This is a genomic window from Collinsella sp. AF14-35, from assembly GCF_003464565.1.
GTDB lineage: Bacteria > Actinomycetota > Coriobacteriia > Coriobacteriales > Coriobacteriaceae > Collinsella.
Map to the genome: position 1 here is coordinate 15524 of NZ_QRZD01000010.1, position 17726 is coordinate 33249.

General features: G+C 61.0%; 12 protein-coding genes. 4 read left to right on the top strand and 8 right to left on the bottom strand.

Annotation, left to right across the window (positions count from 1 at the left end):
* Positions 1–24 precede the first annotated feature (24 nt).
* The 3 genes from DWW12_RS04710 to DWW12_RS04720 form a co-directional block, all read right to left on the bottom strand.
* Positions 25–2706, bottom strand: a complete 2682-nt coding sequence (locus tag DWW12_RS04710; protein ID WP_117736785.1) for an RNA helicase — start codon at positions 2704–2706, stop codon at positions 25–27.
* Positions 2707–3016: 310 nt separating this feature from the next.
* On the bottom strand, positions 3017–3856 hold the full coding sequence (locus tag DWW12_RS04715) for a tRNA (guanosine(46)-N(7))-methyltransferase TrmB (RefSeq protein WP_117855226.1): 840 nt from the start codon (positions 3854–3856) through the stop codon (positions 3017–3019).
* A gap of 119 nt (positions 3857–3975) precedes the next feature.
* Positions 3976–4848 (bottom strand): class I SAM-dependent methyltransferase, encoded by an 873-nt coding sequence (locus tag DWW12_RS04720; protein ID WP_117855228.1) that lies wholly within the window; start codon positions 4846–4848, stop codon positions 3976–3978.
* 268 nt (positions 4849–5116) lie between these two features.
* Between DWW12_RS04720 and DWW12_RS04725 the strand changes: the two genes are divergently transcribed.
* The 4 genes from DWW12_RS04725 (at position 5117) to DWW12_RS04740 (ending at position 9622) form a co-directional block, all read left to right on the top strand.
* Complete coding sequence (locus DWW12_RS04725) at positions 5117–5839, top strand: helix-turn-helix domain-containing protein (RefSeq protein WP_117855230.1); 723 nt, start codon at positions 5117–5119, stop codon at positions 5837–5839.
* Positions 5836–6738, top strand: coding sequence for a DUF4097 family beta strand repeat-containing protein (locus DWW12_RS04730; protein ID WP_117855231.1), 903 nt, complete (start codon positions 5836–5838; stop codon positions 6736–6738). The genes DWW12_RS04725 and DWW12_RS04730 overlap by 4 nt, the downstream gene beginning before the upstream one ends.
* 97 nt (positions 6739–6835) lie before the next feature.
* Positions 6836–8743, top strand: a complete 1908-nt coding sequence (locus DWW12_RS04735; RefSeq protein ID WP_117855233.1) for an elongator complex protein 3 — start codon at positions 6836–6838, stop codon at positions 8741–8743.
* Positions 8744–9622 carry a spermidine synthase gene (locus tag DWW12_RS04740; protein WP_117855234.1) on the top strand — a complete coding sequence of 293 codons (879 nt, stop codon included), beginning with the start codon at positions 8744–8746 and terminating at the stop codon, positions 9620–9622. It begins immediately after the preceding gene.
* 27 nt (positions 9623–9649) lie between these two features.
* Here DWW12_RS04740 and DWW12_RS04745 read toward each other — a convergent pair whose 3' ends face one another.
* From DWW12_RS04745 to DWW12_RS04765, 5 genes are all read right to left on the bottom strand, one after another.
* Entirely contained in the window at positions 9650–12094 is a 2445-nt protein-coding gene (locus DWW12_RS04745) for a DEAD/DEAH box helicase (RefSeq protein ID WP_117855236.1), read from the bottom strand.
* Between the two features lie 116 nt (positions 12095–12210).
* Positions 12211–13515 carry an ATP-binding protein gene (locus tag DWW12_RS04750; protein WP_117855237.1) on the bottom strand — a complete coding sequence of 435 codons (1305 nt, stop codon included), beginning with the start codon at positions 13513–13515 and terminating at the stop codon, positions 12211–12213.
* The gene (locus DWW12_RS04755) at positions 13508–15268 is read right to left on the bottom strand and encodes a TerB N-terminal domain-containing protein (RefSeq protein ID WP_233540483.1); all 1761 of its coding nucleotides are present in this window, start codon (positions 15266–15268) and stop codon (positions 13508–13510) included. The genes DWW12_RS04750 and DWW12_RS04755 overlap by 8 nt, the downstream gene beginning before the upstream one ends.
* 87 nt (positions 15269–15355) lie before the next feature.
* Positions 15356–16072, bottom strand: a complete 717-nt coding sequence (locus DWW12_RS04760; protein ID WP_172622415.1) for a DUF554 domain-containing protein — start codon at positions 16070–16072, stop codon at positions 15356–15358.
* Between the two features lie 118 nt (positions 16073–16190).
* Positions 16191–17621, bottom strand: coding sequence for a hypothetical protein (locus DWW12_RS04765; protein ID WP_117855239.1), 1431 nt, complete (start codon positions 17619–17621; stop codon positions 16191–16193).
* Positions 17622–17726 lie beyond the last annotated feature (105 nt).

Genomic DNA, 17726 nt, shown 5'->3' on the forward strand with positions numbered 1-17726 from the left:
TTCGTTTCGTCCCAATATGCTTGGCTAATCCTCGAGCAAATCCTCGATAAAACCGACGCGGTAGTTCTTGAAGATGACCTCGCCACCGTCTTGCGTGGCGTCCAGATCGACATCGCCCATGATGCCAAAGTCGTGGTCGCCGTCCTCGTCGGCAAAAATCTGGTGCACGTGCCACACGTGGAGCGCCTTCTCGTCGGACTCGTCGATCGAGAACATAGCAGAGGAGCGCGCGTCGCCGTCGGTGAGAATCTCCTCGTGCTGCTCGTGGTAAGCGTCGAGTGCTTTTTGCCAGCGGATCTCGCTCATGCCCCAGTCGTCGTCGAGTTCGCCCAGGTCGCGCACATGCTCGCGGGCGGCAAGAGTCACGCGGCGGAAGAGCGCGTTGCGCACCAACAGCGTGCAGCCGCGACGGTCCGCCACGACCTCGTCGATGCCCTGCGGCGGCGCGGCGTCGAGGGCTGCCGGGTTGCCGGCGTTCTCCCACTCGTCCACCAGGCTCGAGTCGACCGAGCGCACCACAAAGCCCAGCCACGAGATAATGTCGCGCAGGCGCTCGTCGCGCTTCTCGATGGGTACGGTGCGGTCGAGCGAACGGTAAGCCTCTGCCAGGTAGCGCAGCAAAATGCCCTCGGAGCGGGCGATGCCGAGCTTTTGAATGTAGCCCTTAAAATCGCTCGCGCTTTCCAGCATATCGCGCAGGACGCTCTTGGGAGAGAGCTGGTAGTCGTTTGCCCAGGGTACTTCCTGGCAGTACTTGTCAAAAGCGGCGTCGAGCAAATCCTCGAGCGGCTTTTCGTACGTGACGTCTTGAATGCGCTCCAGACGCTCCTCATACTCGATGCCGTCGGCCTTCATCTCGGCCATAGCTCGATCGCGTGCGGCACGCTCCTGCGCACGCAGCACTTGCTTGGGATCTTCGAGCGTCGCCTCGACCATTGAGATTAAATCCATGGTATAGGTCTCGCTCTCGGGATCGAGCAGCTCCAACGCGGCGAGCAAGAACGGCGAGAGCGGCTGATCGAGCGCAAAGTCCTCGGGCAGGTCGACCGTCAGCGCGTAGTCGATGTCCGGCGCGGCGTCAGCCGGAGCGTCGGGTGCGGGCGGCACCTCGGTGCGAACGACGACACCGGAATCGATGAGCGTGGCGAAGATTTCGTCGGCGCGAACCTCGAGCTTTGCCTTTTCCTCGGGCGTTTGCAGGCTCGTCTCGATGAGGTCGTGCACGCGGGCACGGGCGTCGCCGCCCTGTTCGACCACGCTAATCACCATGGAGTGTGTGATGCGAAGGCGCGGCTTGAGCGTTTCGGGCTGCGTCTCGATCAGGCGCTCAAAGGTCTGCTTGTTCCAGGTGACAAAGCCCTCGGGGGCCTTCTTCTTTTTAATCTTGCGGAGCTTCTTGGGGTCGTCGCCCGCCTTGGCCATGAGCTTGGCATTCTCGATCTCGTGCTCGGGTGCCTCGGCAATCACCATGCCCTCGGTATCGAAGCCCGAGCGGCCGGCGCGACCGGCAATCTGATGAAACTCGCGAGCGCGCAGACGACGCATCTTGTAGCCGTCGAACTTGGTGAGCGCGGTGAGCACCACGGTATGGATGGGCACGTTGATGCCGACGCCGAGCGTATCGGTGCCGCAGATGACGGGCAACAGGCCCTGTTGTGCCAAGCGCTCGACCAGCAGACGATAGCGCGGCAACATGCCAGCATGGTGCACGCCGACGCCGCATCCGAGCAAGCGCTTAAGAATCTTGCCAAAGGCCGTCGAGAAGCTCGTGCCCTTGGCCGCCTCTTTGATGGCCTCGCGCTGCTCCTTGCTGGCAATACCAAAGTTGGCGAGGGATTGCGCCGTCGCAAGTGCGGCGTCCTGGCTAAAGTGCACGATGTAGAGCGGGGCCTCGCCGCGGCGCATTGCGAGCTCGACGGTGCCCTCGAGCGAGGTCGTCACGTAGTCGTAGCTCAGCGGCACGGGGCGTGGGGCATCGACGACCAAGTCGCAGGTAGCGCCGGTGTGCTCCTCGAGTGAGGCGGCGATCGCGGTGACATCGCCGAGCGTGGCGCTCATGAGCATGAATTGCGTGTGGGGCAGGGTGAGCAGCGGTACCTGCCAAGCCCAGCCGCGATCGGGGTCGGCAAAGTAGTGGAACTCGTCCATGGCCACGCAGCCCACGTCGGCATCCTCGCCCTCGCGCAGCGCATCGTTGGCAAGGATTTCGGCCGTGCAGCAGATGACGGGCGCTTTGGTATTGATATGCGTGTCGCCGGTGATCATACCGACGTTATCGCGGCCGAGCACCTGTACCAGGTCGAAGAACTTTTCGCTGACCAAGGCCTTGATGGGGGCCGTGTAATAGCAGCGCTTGCCCTGCGCCATGCCCATAAAGAGCATGCCCAGCGCGACGAGCGATTTGCCCGAGCCGGTCGGTGTGCCCAAAATGACGTGATCGCCGGCAGCCAGGTCCATGAGGGCCTCTTCTTGGTGATCCCACAGCTCGATGCCGCGGTCGCTCGTCCATTCAAAGAAGCGTTCGAAGGCCTGATCGGCCGTGAGCCACGGTTCGGGCTCACTGCCGTCTTCGGGCTCCCACCAGGTGGGGGAGAGCGCGCCGAGCGAGCCGAACTCGGCCTCGGTTCCCGTGCCGCCCGAGAATGAGCTGGCGGCGCCGGCGCCCGAGACGGTGCTGGCGGCGGTATCTGTCGTGGTCTGTGCCATGTGTGGTTGCTTTCTCTCGCGATTGTCCGCCAACTATTATGGCGTAGCGGCGGCGCGGGGTGCCAGCGCGCGAGAAAATGCAGGAAATGGGCGTTCTGCCCAGCCGTTTGGTGCAGTCGCCAGCTAAGTGAGTAGACTTTTTGCGATATCGCGAGCACATGGTTTTTACGCAAGGTCTCTACCTGCGGTTTTAGTTTTTGCCATACGGGTTGTGCTCGGCTGTTGTCAAAAAGTCTACTCACTTAGGTTTGAGGGCCGTTCGTCGGCGCCTATTTGCGCTTGGTTGTCAACGCCGCGGCCATCAAAAGCCCTAGGACTCCTGCGGCAGGCGCTTTTTGCCTTTACGGGCGCGGTTTTTAAAGTTCTCGACGGCTTCTTCCATGCCCAGAGGCACATAGGTGAGCTCATCGAGGTTATCGGGCAGGTAGCAGGCAAGACTTTGCTCCTGCATGTGACCCGCCGTGAGCGCATCGTCACTGGGATGTGCGCCGGGTGTGGCGCAAATGCCATAGACGACGGCACCCATCTCGCGCGTGCGGCGCTCGTATTCGGTCTCGGGGTGCTCGGGATGGTCGCGGCGGACGTCGTCGCTTACCCAAAGCGTGTCATAGCCGGCCGCAGCAAACTGCCCCAAGGCGTAGTCGCGCAATGGCTTACTGTCGGTGCGCAGCGTGACGGTGGCGCCGGCTGCAAAGAGCGGACGGTACAGCATTAGGTGGTCGACATGGACGAGTCGCTTTTTGGCGTACTTGGCCTTGGGCTGCGGCGTGGGAAAGTTGATGGTGATGGCATCGAGCTCGCCTGCGGCAAATAGCTGCGGCAGCGATGCGGCACCTCGGGGCAGGACGAGTGCGTTGGACAGCCCCTGCTCGCAGATTTTCTGTGCGGCATAGGCGATGCAGATGGGCTCCTGGTCCATACCGATAAAGAGCGTGTCGGGCTCACGGCGAGCTTGCTCAACCAGATAGGTGCCTTTGCCGCAGCCCAGATCCAGATGAAGGCGGGTGAAGGGTGCGCCGCCGGCTGGCGCGCAGGCTTCGCGCCAATTCCCGGCATAAGGCTCGGGGTTCGTCTCAATCGCATTGGCGTTGCGCTCCAGGCGCTCCTCGAGCACAAAGTTCTTAGGGGTGCGAACGTGGACGGCTCCCATGAGGCTCCTTGGTCATACGTATGGAACACAATGCAGGCGCGTTCCGTCAATGGGTTGGAAAAAGATGGGCATAGTTTGCCCGAACGTTGCGGCGCGGCTCGGCGGCGAGTCGCCGATGCCTACAGACGCTTGAGGACCACATAGCGGTTGAGCTCGCCGCTGCGACCGTCGGCATGGAAACGCTCAAGCTCGCGCACGGGGACCTCGCCGCTCTTGTAGAACGTACGGACGCCGCGCACCAGGTCGGTGATCTGCTGATCGTCAAAGTGATGACAATAGCGGTAGGCGTGGCGGTCGTTTTGCCAGCCAATGAGGTGGTCGCCGGCTTCAAACTGCGCGGAATCGTAACCCTCAAACGGCGGGGTGAGCTCGGCGCGGGCTTCGGCGCGAACGGCCTTGCGCGCCATGCGCTCGTCGTTCATAAACTCCCAAAAGCTGATAGCGATGATGCCGCCCGGGCGCGTTTGGCGCACCAAGGCATCAAGTACGCGTACGCGGTACTCGCACGATGGTACGTGGTGCATAAAGCCAAAGCAGACCGAGATGTCGGCGAGCGGGGCGTCAAAGAGCGCATCGGGCGTCTCGGCGGGGTTGAGCCTCATGAGGGCGTCGAGCACATCGAGTTCCTGGAAGTGCAGGTTGGGAATGCGCAGGGCGTGGCCATGTGCATCGATGGCCAGGTCTTGGCACGAGTCGACGCCATAGAACTCGAAGGGGCAGCTGGCATCTGCCGAGGGGTTTGCGCCGTCGACGCCCTTGGCGGCAAGTGCGCCGCCGGCGGCAAAGTTCTCGAATCGCATATTGCCGCAGGCAAGATCGAAGACGCGGACGGGATGCTCGATCGTGGCCACATCGAGCTGTCCGAGCGCGATGTCCATGGTGCGCACCCAGCCGGGCCACGGGGCTTGGCGCGTATCGGAAAAGGAGGCGGAGTGCTCGCGATAGAACGTGTTGTTGAGCTGGATGAGCGATGAGGCGAAATCGCGGTTCACGGCGCGGAACTCCCTCCGATGGCGGTGCGGAATAAATAGTACGACCATACTACCGTTAACGCCGCAACGGGGACAACCGAGCTGTGGGTCATTGCTTTGTTTGGACACATTTCCGCAGCTCATCTGTGCCCGCAACCGCCGGTTGTCAAAAATCTCACTAGAATAGGTGGCATGCTTTTGGCGGTGGCGGATAGATTTTTAACTGTGCAAGGCGCCTTAAGAACAGCAACGGTCCGGCGGCACGGCTGGCAAAAGCATAGGAGGAACCATGAATGTAGAAACTGCGCAGCGGCTCGCCGACCTTCGCCGCAGCAAGGGCTTTAGCCAAGAAGGGTTGGCGCGAAAGCTGGGGCTGTCGCGCCAAGCGGTCAGTAAATGGGAGCGCGCGGAGAGCTCGCCCGATACCGAGAACCTGATCTCGCTCGCAAAACTCTATGGCGTGAGCTTGGACGAGCTCCTCAATCCGAGTGACGAGATCGAGGACGATATCGAGTTTGAGAACGAGGACCGCGCCCGTCAGCGCGAGGCCGAGGCGGCGGAGCGCGCCCGTACCCATGAGGCGGCGGCACGTGCTACCGAGGCGGCAACGCAGGCGAGTGATGCCGCCGCCAAGGCGGCGCAAGCGGCAAGCTGGAGTGCGCAGGCCGCCAATGCCGCTACGGCGCAGGTGACGAGTGGCGGCGCGGTTGGCTCGACTCCGGTGAAGGGCCCGTTCCAGTCGTTCCCGTATTGGGCTGTGTGTTGGCTGCTGTTCTTTTTGCTGATGTTCCTGTTTGGTGCCAGCCCCTTTGCCGCGCTGATCTTCTTTACGATTCCCATCTATCACTGGGTGGCGCGTGCACTCGATGGTGATTGGGCGCGCGGGGATATTCAGGTTGGTTCGGCACCGGTGACGGCTAGGACTCAGGTGCAGGATGCTTCCGCTGCGGTTGATGCTGGCGTGGCTACCGCGACTACCGCTGACCCGATCACCAAAGAGGGTGATGAATGATGAAGCTTTCGCATGAATCCAAGGTACGCTTGGGCGTTGGCATCGGAGCGTTCGTGCTCATCATCGGACTTGTCTTTGGTATTTCGCGGACTTTGATTCATTTTGATGGCCCGTGGGATCTCGACGATGTTGTACCCGGCTTGTCTGGTATGGACGATGTGGTCGGCGACGACGATTTTATGAACGATGGCGGTAAATATTCCGCTCAACCTCAGCAGCTTTCGAGTGCGACCTTTGATGCCGATGAGTTCCGCTACCTTGATTTCGATATCGCCGCGGCTACGGTGGACGTCAAGGTTGTTGATGGCAACAAGGCTCGCGTTATCGAGCGGGGACGCGTTGCCAAGGGTATGGATGCCTCCAAGGCCGCGACGCAAAACATCGCATCCGTCGAGGACTCGACGCTCAAGGTTTCCCAGTTTGGAAGTGATGACGGTAAGGCAATCGATCGCTCAGTTACGGTCGAGCTGCCGTGCCGTGTTGCCGAACATCTGAAGGGGATCAACGCGCACGTGGGCTCGGGTGATCTGCAGATTGCCGGTGTCATCTGTGATGGTTTTGACCTTTTCCTGGGTGCGGGAGATGTAGAGTTTACGGGCAGCGTGACTGATGCGCTCAGTGCTGAGGTCGGTTCGGGCGATGTGACGTTCGAGCTCTACCAGGCCCCCGCGAAGTCGATGGACGTAAGCGTGGACTCGGGCGATGTGGAGATATCGGTTCCGAACTCTACGGGCTTTAAGGCGAGCCTCACCGTGGGCAGCGGCGACTTCGAGAGCGATTTCCTTCCGCTTGGCTACGACGGCGAGACCATTTTGAATCTTGAATTCGACAACGGTGATAAATCTGCCACGTATCGTTTTAAGGTCGGTTCGGGCGACATGTCGTTTGATTCGGAGTGACATGCGGTTTTCGGAGACCCGCAAACGTAGCCGCGCTGTTTGATGAAGGCGCCGAAGCCGAGATTGGCTTCGGCACCTTTGCCTTTACAATGGGGACATGGAACAGATTGTCTTGAACATACTCGAGACCCTGCGTCGCGGTGAGACCGTGGACGACAAGGCGCTCGTCAAACTGATACATGCCGAGGCGCGCCGTGAGGGTGCCGACAAACGCGATTTGGCCAAGCGCCGTCTGCTGCCGTTCTACCAGCGGGTTAAACGTGAGGAGCCGGCTCGGTGGGCTGCGTGGAATGTCGATGCCGATCTGGAACGCCAACTGCTGCAGGTGCTGCGCATGAAGCCGCGCCGCACGGCTTCGGGCGTGGCGACCATTACCGTTATCACCAAGCCCTGGCCATGCTCGGGCGATTGCCTATTTTGTCCCAACGATCTGCGCATGCCCAAGAGCTATCTGCACGCTGAGCCGGCGTGTGCCCGTGCGGAGCAAAACTGCTTCGATCCGTATCTGCAGGTGAGCGCTCGTCTGACCGCGCTTTCGCAGATGGGGCATGCGACCGACAAGATAGAGCTCATCGTGCTCGGTGGTACCTGGAGCGACTATCCGCAAGGGTATCAGGCATGGTTTATGTCGGAGCTCTTCCGTGCGCTCAATGACGATGCCGTCGCCGGCGTGGCGGCAAACCCCATGTTGGCGCGTCCGGGCATCAGCCGTGCCGAGGCAGGGCGCCTGCTCGATGATGCTCCCGCCGATGCCCTGCCGCCGGTGGTAACAGAGCGCCGCGAGCGCTATCGGGCTGCCGGCATTGCGACAGACGAGGCCAAGCTCGCTGCCGGCGTTGCCGACGAGCAGGGGCGTGTGGATGCTGCCGTGGGCGGCTATAACCGCGCGGTGCGTTGTCTGTACGGCCCCGGCACGCCGTGGGGCGAGGTCGCCGAGTGGCAGACGGCGACGATGAAAGAGCTTGAGCGGCAGCAGCGCATCAACGAGACGGCGAAGCATCGCGTGGTGGGGCTCGTTATCGAGACGCGCCCCGATGCCGTGACACCGCAGGCGCTCACACTCATCCGCCGTCTGGGCTGCACCAAGATCCAGATGGGCATCCAGAGCCTCGACCAGCACCTGCTCGATATCAACGAGCGTCGCATTTCGGTGGCGCAGATCGAGCGGGCGTTTTCGCTTGCACGCCTGTTTGGCTTTAAGATCCATGCGCATTTTATGCTCAACTTGCTGGGCGCCACGCCCGAGGGGGACAAACGCGACTACGAGCGCTTTATGACCGAGGGTGCCTTTATGCCCGACGAGGTCAAGGTCTACCCGTGCGCGCTCATCGAGGGCTCGCGTCTGGTGGGCTGCTATGAGCATGGCGAGTGGCACCCCTATACCGAGGACGAGCTGCTCGATGTGCTGGCCGACGACATCGTGGTGACGCCGGCGTTCTGCCGCATCAGCCGCATGATTCGCGACTTTAGCTCTGACGACATCATGGTGGGCAACAAGAAGCCTAACCTGCGTCAACTCGTCGAAAACCGCTTGGCTGCTCGGGGTGACGGTGCGACGGTGCGCGAGATTCGCTATCGCGAGATCAGCACGGCGGGTGCCGACTTGGATGAGCTATCTCTTGATGAGGAAGTGGAGTACGAGACGCCGGTGACGCACGAGCGCTTTTTGCAGTGGGTGACGCCGCAGGGCAAGATCGCGGGCTTTTTGCGGTTGTCGCTGCCCGACCGTTCATTTGTTGCTGCACATGCGGACGAGTTGCCGACGATGCCGGACGAGGCGATGATTCGCGAGGTACACGTGTATGGCATGGCGGCGCGCGTGGGCGACCAGGGACAGGCGGCGCAGCATCACGGGTTGGGGCGTTTGCTCGTAGAGCGTGCATGCGAGATTGCTCGGGATGCGGGTTATGCGCGTATCAACGTGATTAGCGCGATTGGCACACGCGAGTACTATCGCCATCTTGGATTTTATGACCATGGCCTTTATCTGCAAAAGGAGCTCTAGATGAACAAGCCGAGTGTTTCTGCCGGCGTCGTTGCCGGCGTTGCTCTGGGAGCCGCGGCGCTTGGTGCGGCCGCTGTCGCTGTTCGTGCTGCCTGTCTGCAGGTTGCGCGAACCCGCAATGGGTTGGCGCGTGTGAAACGCGTGCACGATGAGGGCGGCGATGAGATTCGCGTGTTGGTGCAAGGCGGAGTCTACCAAAGCGCAAGCTACGTTGGCGAGCGTTGGGCAGAGCCCGTCTTTGCGTACTATCGTGCGTTTGACGACGTGTTTGAGGCCGAGCGCGCAATGCATGACGCCTATGGTCACGGTATCGACCGCATGCTCATGCTGGGCGGCGGCGGGTTTGCCTATCCCAAGTTTGCGCTGATGTCGCACGAGAGCTTGCGCATGGACGTCATTGAGTACGATGCCGAGATTACGCGCCTGGCGCGCCGTTGGTTCTACCTGGACGAGCTGGAGCGCACGGTGGGCGATCGCCTGCGAGTGATTACCGCTGAGGCTCGCTCGTATCTGGGCGTGACGAGCGTGGGTCATCGTCGCTACGATGTGGTCGTGAGCGATTGCTTTGGCGGTGCCGAGCCCGTACGCGAGCTGGCGACCGTTGAGGCGCTGCGTCTGGCGCGGGGCAGCCTGAACCCTGGGGGTATCTACGTGGCCAATATCGTGAGCGCAAACGAGGGGAGCGATGTGACGTTCCTTCGCGACTGCGCTGCCACGGCACTCGAGGTATTCGCCCACGCCTGGGTGGTCCCATGCGGCGATGCAGAGTTCGGCGGCGAGGAGAATTATCTGCTCATCGCCAGCGACGGCGACTACGCCTTTGCCGAAGCTGTGCCCTTCGACACCGACTTCCTCGGCACCGTCCTTCACGACAAGTAAGTCTCCCCGTCCCAAAAAAGACTGGTCCTAGGCGTGGTCGCGCCAGCTGCGGACACGCTGCTTCATGCCCTCTATGTCGAGCACGCCTTCGGCAAAACCCTTGCGCACGAGCTCTTCGGGAACAAACTCGTCGTAGCGGTCAAAGTAAGGCACCTCGCCAGGATAGACGAGCTCGATGGGATCGAAGTCCTTCTCGGCCTCGGCGGCGAGCACCTCAAAGAACGTCTCCTCGTCGGCCTTCATCTTGAACTGCATAAAGTATGGACGCGACGAATCGAGCCCGCGAAGGCCAAGCTCCGCGGCGCATTTAATCTTGAGCACGCGCTCGAGTGCCAAAAAGGCGTAACTGCCCAGCCAGGGGAAGAGCACCCAGGTATCGCCGCCCAGGTTGATGAGCGGCTTGGTTCCCGCACCCGAAATCTCGGCCGTATGACGAGCCTGTGCTAAGCGGGCCCGTGCGTTACCCATAAGGTACGGATATGCCGCGTGCTCGTTGAGCGCCTTGCGCATGCGCTCGAGTACGTGTGTATTGATGTCGCCGGGGCAGTCGCCAAAGTAGGCCGGCACCCGGCCCTTGACCTGCGTGGCAAAGACGGTGTGGCGCCTCCAGTCCACTTCCTCGACAATCCAGCAGTGTCCGGCGATGGCGATGCGCTCACCGGGCGGTGGCGGATTGACGATCGTGCCCAACTCGGCCGACTCGCTGCGAACGGTGAACTCCTCGTTTTCCTGGAATACGGCGTAGAACTTAAAGTTGTTAATGATGCGCTCACCCGCGAGACCCACGATGAGCCCACCGCCCTCGGTGACTTGGATATGGTCGATCTTAATGAGGTGACGCAGCAGTACGCGATAGTCATCGGCCGAGACGCGGTGGAAATAGCTGAGCGTGAGCACACGCTGGGCAAGCTCGGCCGGTGTGAGCTCGCCGGTGCTGGCGAGTGTCGACATGGTCTGGTGATAGAGCAAACTGTAGGGGAGCCGATCGAGCTCGGGTGGCTCGACCCACTTTTCTTCGCGATAGAGTTGTACGAGTGCGATGCCCTGTAGGAGCTTCCAGGGAATGGTCTCGGGCATCATCGTGCGCGGCTCGGGCTCCTCCTCGCGCATGACAAACCACATCTCGGGCGGAAGATCGCGGCGGCCTGTGCGCCCCATGCGCTGCAAAAAGGAGCTGACGGTAAACGGTGCATCGATCTGGAACGCGCGCTCCAGGCGACCGATATCAATGCCGAGCTCCAACGTGGAGGTGGCGACGGTTGTCTGTGCCTGTTCCTCGTCGCGCATGAGCTCCTCGGCGGTCTCGCGTAGCGATGCCGAGAGGTTGCCATGATGGATGAGGAAGCGGTCTGGCTCGTGCCGGTTTTCACAGTAGCTGCGCAACATGGAGCACACGGCCTCTGCCTCCTCGCGCGAGTTGGCAAAGACCAGGCACTTGCGGCCGCGCGTATGCTCAAAGATATAGCCCATACCGGGGTCGGCGTTTTCGGGCGCCGTGTCGGTGGGGTTGAGAAGCGCCTGCTCGGTCGCACGTGGGATGTCGACTTCGCCCTCGGGGGCCGAGGAAGTGCGACGGTCTTTGGGAGCGGCCTTGCCCCGCGCCTGCTCACGACGTTGATGGTGTTCTTCCTGTGTAAGCTGTCCGCTGTGGCACATGTCTTGTCCGGATGCGGGCAGCGCCGCGGGCGCCGCCGTCTCAATACGCTCGCAAGCAAGCACTTCGGCCTCTTGAGGACCTGTGCTCTCGAATCCTCGCTGCTGCGCCTGGGGACCCGAGTTGTAGAAGTGCTCCATGGAGATACGCCACACGCGGCGCGGCTCCTCAAAACGGGGGATAACGCAATCGCGTCCCGTTCCCTGTGAGAGAAAGGCACCCGTGCGCTCGGGGTCGCCGATGGTGGCTGAAAGGCCAATGCGACGGGGCTGCACGCCTGCCATGCGCGACAGGCGCTCAATAAGGCAGAGCGTCTGCCCGCCTCGATCGCCGCGCATAAGCGAGTGGACCTCGTCGATGACGACGTAGCGCAGGTCGCAAAACATGCGCGGGATCGCCATGTGCTTATGGATCAGGAGCGCCTCGAGCGACTCGGGTGTAATCTGCAAAATGCCGCTCGGCTTTTTGATGAGCTTTGCCTTGTGCGACTGCGAAACGTCGCCATGCCAGTGCCAGACGGGGATGTCGGCTTCTTCGCACAGGTCATTGAGACGGAAGAACTGATCATTGATGAGTGCTTTGAGGGGGCCGATGTAGAGGGCGCCCACGCTCGCGGGTGGGTTCTCCCAAAAGTCGGTCAGGATGGGAAAGAAGGCCGCCTCGGTTTTGCCAGATGCCGTGGATGCCGTCAGGAGCACATTGTCTTGCGTGTTGAAGATGGCATCTGCCGCCGCAACCTGGATGGAGTGCAGGCTCTCCCAATCGTGGGAGTAGATGAAGTCTTGGATAAACGGGGCGTAGCGGTCAAAGGCGTTCACGGGGCCTCCTCTCAAAAACGAATTTCTCAACGCTGCCGACAACGGCTTGCTGCATTACAGTCTCAACGTTTGCCCAGATAAAACCTGCCAAAATAAACCTGTCCCTTATTGGCAGGTTAGATGGTGAATTCGGCGAAGTTACGGTCGCCGCCTGCGGTATCGGTGTCGCCTGTTGCGGTTGCCGGCGCCAACGCGTCGCCGCCGACGCTTTGCAGCAGCTCGGCCACGTTGGCGTCGGGGTTTTGGCATAGGATGTCGAGCAGCTCGATAAAGTCACGAATGACTTCACGCGGCGTCAGATGCGTGTCGGCTCCCACGCGACCGAACTCGATCTTGAGGAAGTCCACCAAGTCGTTCTCGGTAAGCGTGGGCGTCCAGCCAAAGTAGCCGGCATGGATCTGCATGAGTTTTTCGATGAGCACCAGCAGCTCCTCGTAGGTGAGTGGCTGCAGGCGGATGATGGGCGCGAGCATGTCCTTAAAGTCTTCGCGCGCAAAGCGGCCCTGAGCGAGTCGGCTGCGCAGGGCCTCGTAGGAGAACACGCCGCGGCGGCGGTCTTCGATGGAGGTTGGCGTGCCGCCCATGATCATGCCCAGGTACTGCGCCTTGCCTTGGAGCGTGTCGTTGTACATGGTCAGGATCTTCTCGTAGTTGTATTGGCGCGTGATGGCGTTGGGAATCTTATACAGATTCACGAGTTCGTCGATGAGCACCAGCATGCCCTTGTAGCCGCTGCAGACCAAAAAGCGCGCAATGAGCTTAACGTAGTCGTACCAGTCGTCATCGCTGATGATGGTCGAGGAGCCCAGCTCGGCGCGTGCCTCGCTCTTGGTGCGGTATTCGCCGCGAATCCATTTGGTCACGCGGCTCATGGCCTCTTCGTCGCCCCCGGATGCGGCCATGCGATAGCGGCGGAGCATGCGGGTGAAGTCGAAGCCGTGGACCATCTCCTCGAGCGGGGCCAGTTGGGCATTGACGATCGACTCGTCGACGTCGGCACACGAGGCGACCCAGCGATCCAGAATAAGGTTGAGCGCACCGCCCTCGGGGCGCGTCTTGGTCGATATATTGCGGATGAGCTCGCGGTAGGTGGCAAGGCCCTGTCCCTGACCGCCCTGCAGGCGGCGCTCGGGCGACAGGTCGGCATCAGCGACGACGAATCCCTCGCCCATGGCGTGCGTGCGGATAGTCTGGAGCAAAAAGCTCTTGCCGGCGCCGTAACGACCGACCAGAAAGCGGAAGCTCGCGCCACCGTCGGCGATGAGACTCAGGTCGGTGAGCAGGGCGCGGATCTCGACCTCGCGCCCTACGGTGATGTAAGGAAGGCCGATGCGCGGGACCACACCGCCCTTGAGCGAGTTGAGAATGACGGCAGCGACGCGCTTGGGCACGCGAGGTGCTGCGGATGCGGTATCACTCATGGTCTAGGTATCCTCTCACGTCTGCTTCGTAGTCCTCGATAATCTGCGGCCCTGCCGCGCTAAATTCAATTACGGTGTCGCCCACTAGGTCAAAGAGCGCCTCGTTGATGGTATCGACGAGCATGTCCTCGCTCTGCTCCGATTGCACTACCGCCGATTCCGCCTGTACTGCGTTGTGCTCGAGCAGCGCGCGGAGATAGGCGTCTGCGGCGGGCGCGAGTTCGTTCGTGGCGTCAGCGGGCGCAGCAGCTGCGAACGCGGGCGTCGGTGCGAGAAGCGGTGCTACGACACCAAACTGTTCGGTGGATATGGTCGGCTCGTCGGACTCGTCCTGCCCTGCGGCCGCCGCGACCGCCTCGACCGTCGCGGCGGCCGCAGGCTCGGCTTCCGGTTGCCCTGAGTCCGCTGCCTCGGCTTCTGCGGACGCGCCGTCCTCGCGTTCCTCGTCGATCAAAAGCGCTTCGCGCGTTTGTGCGGCAGCGCTCCGAATGTGCCCCAGCTGGCTCAAATCGATATCGATCTTGACGGGCTGGTGTGCGGCGTCCCACGAAAGCCATGCCACAATCTCGTCATCGATAATCTTGGCCAGATATTTGGGGACCTTTTCTTCCTTAAGGGGATGGGCGGGGTCCAGCGCCAGGCGCAGGCGTTGGTCGCAGGCGCGCATCATTTCACCGAGCTTGCTGCTCTTTTGCCTGCTACCGTGAATCCGCATGCATTCCCAAAAACCGTTTTGGCAACGGTAGATATGGATGGGGTCCAGACGGTATTCGCAGTCCTCGTGGCGCTCGGGCGCAAAGAATACGGCCGAGGCAAACATGGTGTAGGGCATGGCCGTCTCCTCCCCAAATAAACTTGCCACGATGCCGGTCTTTCGGTGCGTGTCATAGTAGCGCGCCATGCGGACATACACGGCGCACGCCACGTGGCGCAGATCGCGGTGGTGGCTGCGGTCGAGCCGCGAGTTACTTAGGTTGTACGTGGAGAGGGCGTTGATGGCGGCCATGAGTCGCTCCTCGCGCACCTCATCGGGCGGAAGGGGGAGCGTGGGCTCGGAGGTTTTGCGACGCTTGGGTGCCGGGTCAGACGGCGTCGGTGCTGGTACAAGGTCTCGTGCCGCGCGCCGCAGCTCGATAAGGGCGTTATCGAATATGACGGTTTTAGAGTCGCGAAGCAGCTTGGGGTCGAGCCCGTGGAACACGGCGTAATCTTGCAGCCACACGCGCGCAAACCGGTCGATGCCGGGCTCGAAGGCGCGATAGACATCCCAAAAAGCCTTGATCTTGTTAAAACCATCGAGTGGATTATCTACGCCAATGCCGCAGATCAGCTCATAAAGATACAGAAAGGCAAAGGACGTAGACGTTTCCTCGACGGTTCCGCGGCGCACTTGGGCACGCCAGGTAAAGTAGCCGCGCAGCTGCCGGTCGCTCATGGCGTTGTAGGTGGGAAAGTACGACTTAAAGGTGCCGTTGTAGGGACAGTCGTCCTCAAAGTCGGCCATCAGCAGGCCCTGGCGGTAAAAAAGCTCGGCTTCCGAAAGCCAGCGGCCCGCACCGCCCTTGGGGTCATCCTGCCAGCGCGATATCTCGCGCATTTTACGGTACTGGTCGGGGAGGAAATTCTGCATCTGTCGGCCGGTTTTGAGAATCGGCTCGTCTGCGTAGGTTTCGTTTGAGAAGCGGGCGGACTGATGGGTCCGGGCCTCGGCCATGATGCGCTCGATGAGCATCTTGATGTCCTGGTCGGCCACCGCTCCTCCTCTCGAACACAGCTACGGTGACCTCATATCATAACACAGCATCAAACAGATGTTCGAGATACCGCTGCGTTGATAGATTTAGAACAGGAGGGCGTAGATGACGGCGATGACGACGGAGGGAAGCATATTGGCCGTGCGGAAGGTCTGAGGACGGATGAGGTTGACGCCGACGCAGAAGATGAGCATGGAGCCTACGAGCGAAAGGCTGTTGAGGGCAGCTGTGGTCATGATGGGGGAGAGCGCGCCGGCAAACAACGTGATCGTCCCCTGGAACACGGCGACGGGCAGGGCGGAGAAGATGCAGCCGCGGCCAAGCGAGGCCGTCATGGTGCAGACGATGATGCAGTCCAGTGCGCCCTTGAGGGCAAGCGTTGACCAGTCGCCGAGCAGGCCGTCCTGGATCGATCCCACAATGGCCATGGCGCCGATGCACACGGTGAGTGAAGTCGAGACAAAAGCGTTGGTGAACTCGTTATCGCCCTCACTGCCAGTCTTGCGCTTGAGCCATTCGCCAAGGTTCTCGATGGCGGCCTCCAAGTTGATGGCCTCGCCGATGAGCGAACCGAGCGCAAATGAGACGATGAGCATGGTGGTACCGGTGGTCGCTAGCGCCTTTCCATCGATGATGAGCATCTTTTGCATGGTGCCGCCCAGGCCGATAAACAGGACGCACAGCCCCGATGCTTTCATGAGCGTGTCTTGGATGCGCGGTGTAATGAAGCGGCCGCCCGCTAATCCCAAAAGACCGCCCGCAACTAAAAGCGCAACGTTGATGATTGTTCCCAAGCCCGGCATGAGCCCTCCTGTATTGATGCCAACGTGGCAATCGTAGCAGAACGAAATGCGAGGCACATCGCGACTCATCTAATACGTTATATAAGTGGTATTAGGAATGATGCGCAGCATTTAAGCCTCAGGTGGTTGTCGGGACATAGGGATAGTAGTCAAAGCGCAGTGTCATAAGCCGCTGTGGGGATTCAATAGCCGCGGCGATGATATTGGCATCGCGGGCACGATCAAACCCTTCGAGTTCGATCTGATACGAAACGTCTTGCATAATGTCCAGACGTCGCCAGGCTAGAAGTGTGTCGCCATCGAATTCCAAGGTCTTGCTTCCGTCTGGGGCAACGGCGTATAGACGCAGTTTAGCGGTGGTTGCAGGGTCGACAACCGTGACCTTTTTAATTTCGTTTCGAGTATTCTTGGCGCCCAACAAGGTGAGCAGTGTTGGGGCCACGACCTCGCCCGATGGCAAAAAGACGACTTCGATGGATTCAGGAAATGCGATGATGGCCGACTTGCGGACGGGCTGATTGGCGGCGGCAACTTCGATGTTCGCGGCGTCGATGACCTCTGTGTGGTCGAGGGCGGCAAGCACGCAGCAGTTACCTTCATCGATCTCCTGAGGATCAGCAAGCCCCAGACTGTCCGCGAGCTCGGGATCGTTTGGACCGGTAGCGGGCTCATTCGGTGCTTCGAAAGAAGCTGGTACGCTGCTTGTCGGCGACGGCGTGTCGCCCGCACCTGCTTCTTTGTCCGTGCTCTCTTCTTGTACGGTTGCGTTGATGGGTTCGTCGTCTGAGGGGAGCGTCTTGGCGTCAAGCGCGGAGGGGACAATCCCGACGGCTCCGGATCCGTTCCACTCCATCTCGAGAAGCGCCGGGTCGGCAAGAATGCGTTGCCTGCTTTGCGCGTGGGCATCGATTTCAATAGGGCCTGCCTCTATCCCTCGTGTAAGGCTGAGTGATCCGGCCGGCTTCTCGAAATGAATGTCTGTGTCTTCGGTACTGGCGGCGTAGAACAGCAGGGATGCTTCTCCCGCCGCGATGGCATCGGTGCCCGCCTTGGTCAGCCGCAGCGATGCCGTGAATGAGAGGGTGGGCTGCACATCGTCTGCATTCGCGGCGGCGCAACCCAGACATATACCGCCTCCTTTCTCAAAAAACGCACCGTCGAAGGCGACCTTCGCTCCGTTCGCCGAGTCATCGACCGAAGCGATGTCGATGCGCAGCTCTAAATTGCATGGATCGCCATCTGCATCGAGCACAACCGAGCGCCATGTGCAGACAGCGCGCCCCGCCTGGGAGCCGTTTGCCTTGTTCGAACGCTTGATATCCACGACTATCGAGCCGTCCGTATTACGACGAAGGCATCCCGAGGTTGAGATTGCGGCCTGTGCGATCGAAAAACGCTCGCACGCAATGGCGCTCGACGGATTTGGTGCGGAACTTAAGGCTGCTGGTAAGGAGCCCGCCATGACGGGAGTCGCCCAAACGGCGACAGGCGTTCCGGTTGCGAGCGCGCCGCAGAGTGCGACGACGGGCAAAAGGTTCTTCGATGCCATGGGGTCTCCTTAGCTAATTTAATGCGGCCTGTCCGTGTTTCGTTTCTGGCTGCGTTTGATGTGCAGACCGAGGCCGGCGGTTCCCGCACCTGCTGCTGTGGCGCC

What these genes read in the sequence shown, in the direction of transcription:
- DWW12_RS04710 (WP_117736785.1), bottom strand. Translation starts at nt 2,706, where the DNA reads ATGGCACAGACCACGACAGATACCGCCGCCAGCACCGTCTCGGGCGCC.
- DWW12_RS04715 (WP_117855226.1), bottom strand. Translation starts at nt 3,856, where the DNA reads ATGGGAGCCGTCCACGTTCGCACCCCTAAGAACTTTGTGCTCGAGGAG.
- DWW12_RS04725 (WP_117855230.1), top strand. Translation starts at nt 5,117, where the DNA reads ATGAATGTAGAAACTGCGCAGCGGCTCGCCGACCTTCGCCGCAGCAAG.
- DWW12_RS04730 (WP_117855231.1), top strand. Translation starts at nt 5,836, where the DNA reads ATGATGAAGCTTTCGCATGAATCCAAGGTACGCTTGGGCGTTGGCATC.
- DWW12_RS04735 (WP_117855233.1), top strand. Translation starts at nt 6,836, where the DNA reads ATGGAACAGATTGTCTTGAACATACTCGAGACCCTGCGTCGCGGTGAG.
- DWW12_RS04740 (WP_117855234.1), top strand. Translation starts at nt 8,744, where the DNA reads ATGAACAAGCCGAGTGTTTCTGCCGGCGTCGTTGCCGGCGTTGCTCTG.
- DWW12_RS04750 (WP_117855237.1), bottom strand. Translation starts at nt 13,515, where the DNA reads ATGAGTGATACCGCATCCGCAGCACCTCGCGTGCCCAAGCGCGTCGCT.
- DWW12_RS04760 (WP_172622415.1), bottom strand. Translation starts at nt 16,072, where the DNA reads ATGCCGGGCTTGGGAACAATCATCAACGTTGCGCTTTTAGTTGCGGGC.
- DWW12_RS04765 (WP_117855239.1), bottom strand. Translation starts at nt 17,621, where the DNA reads ATGGCATCGAAGAACCTTTTGCCCGTCGTCGCACTCTGCGGCGCGCTC.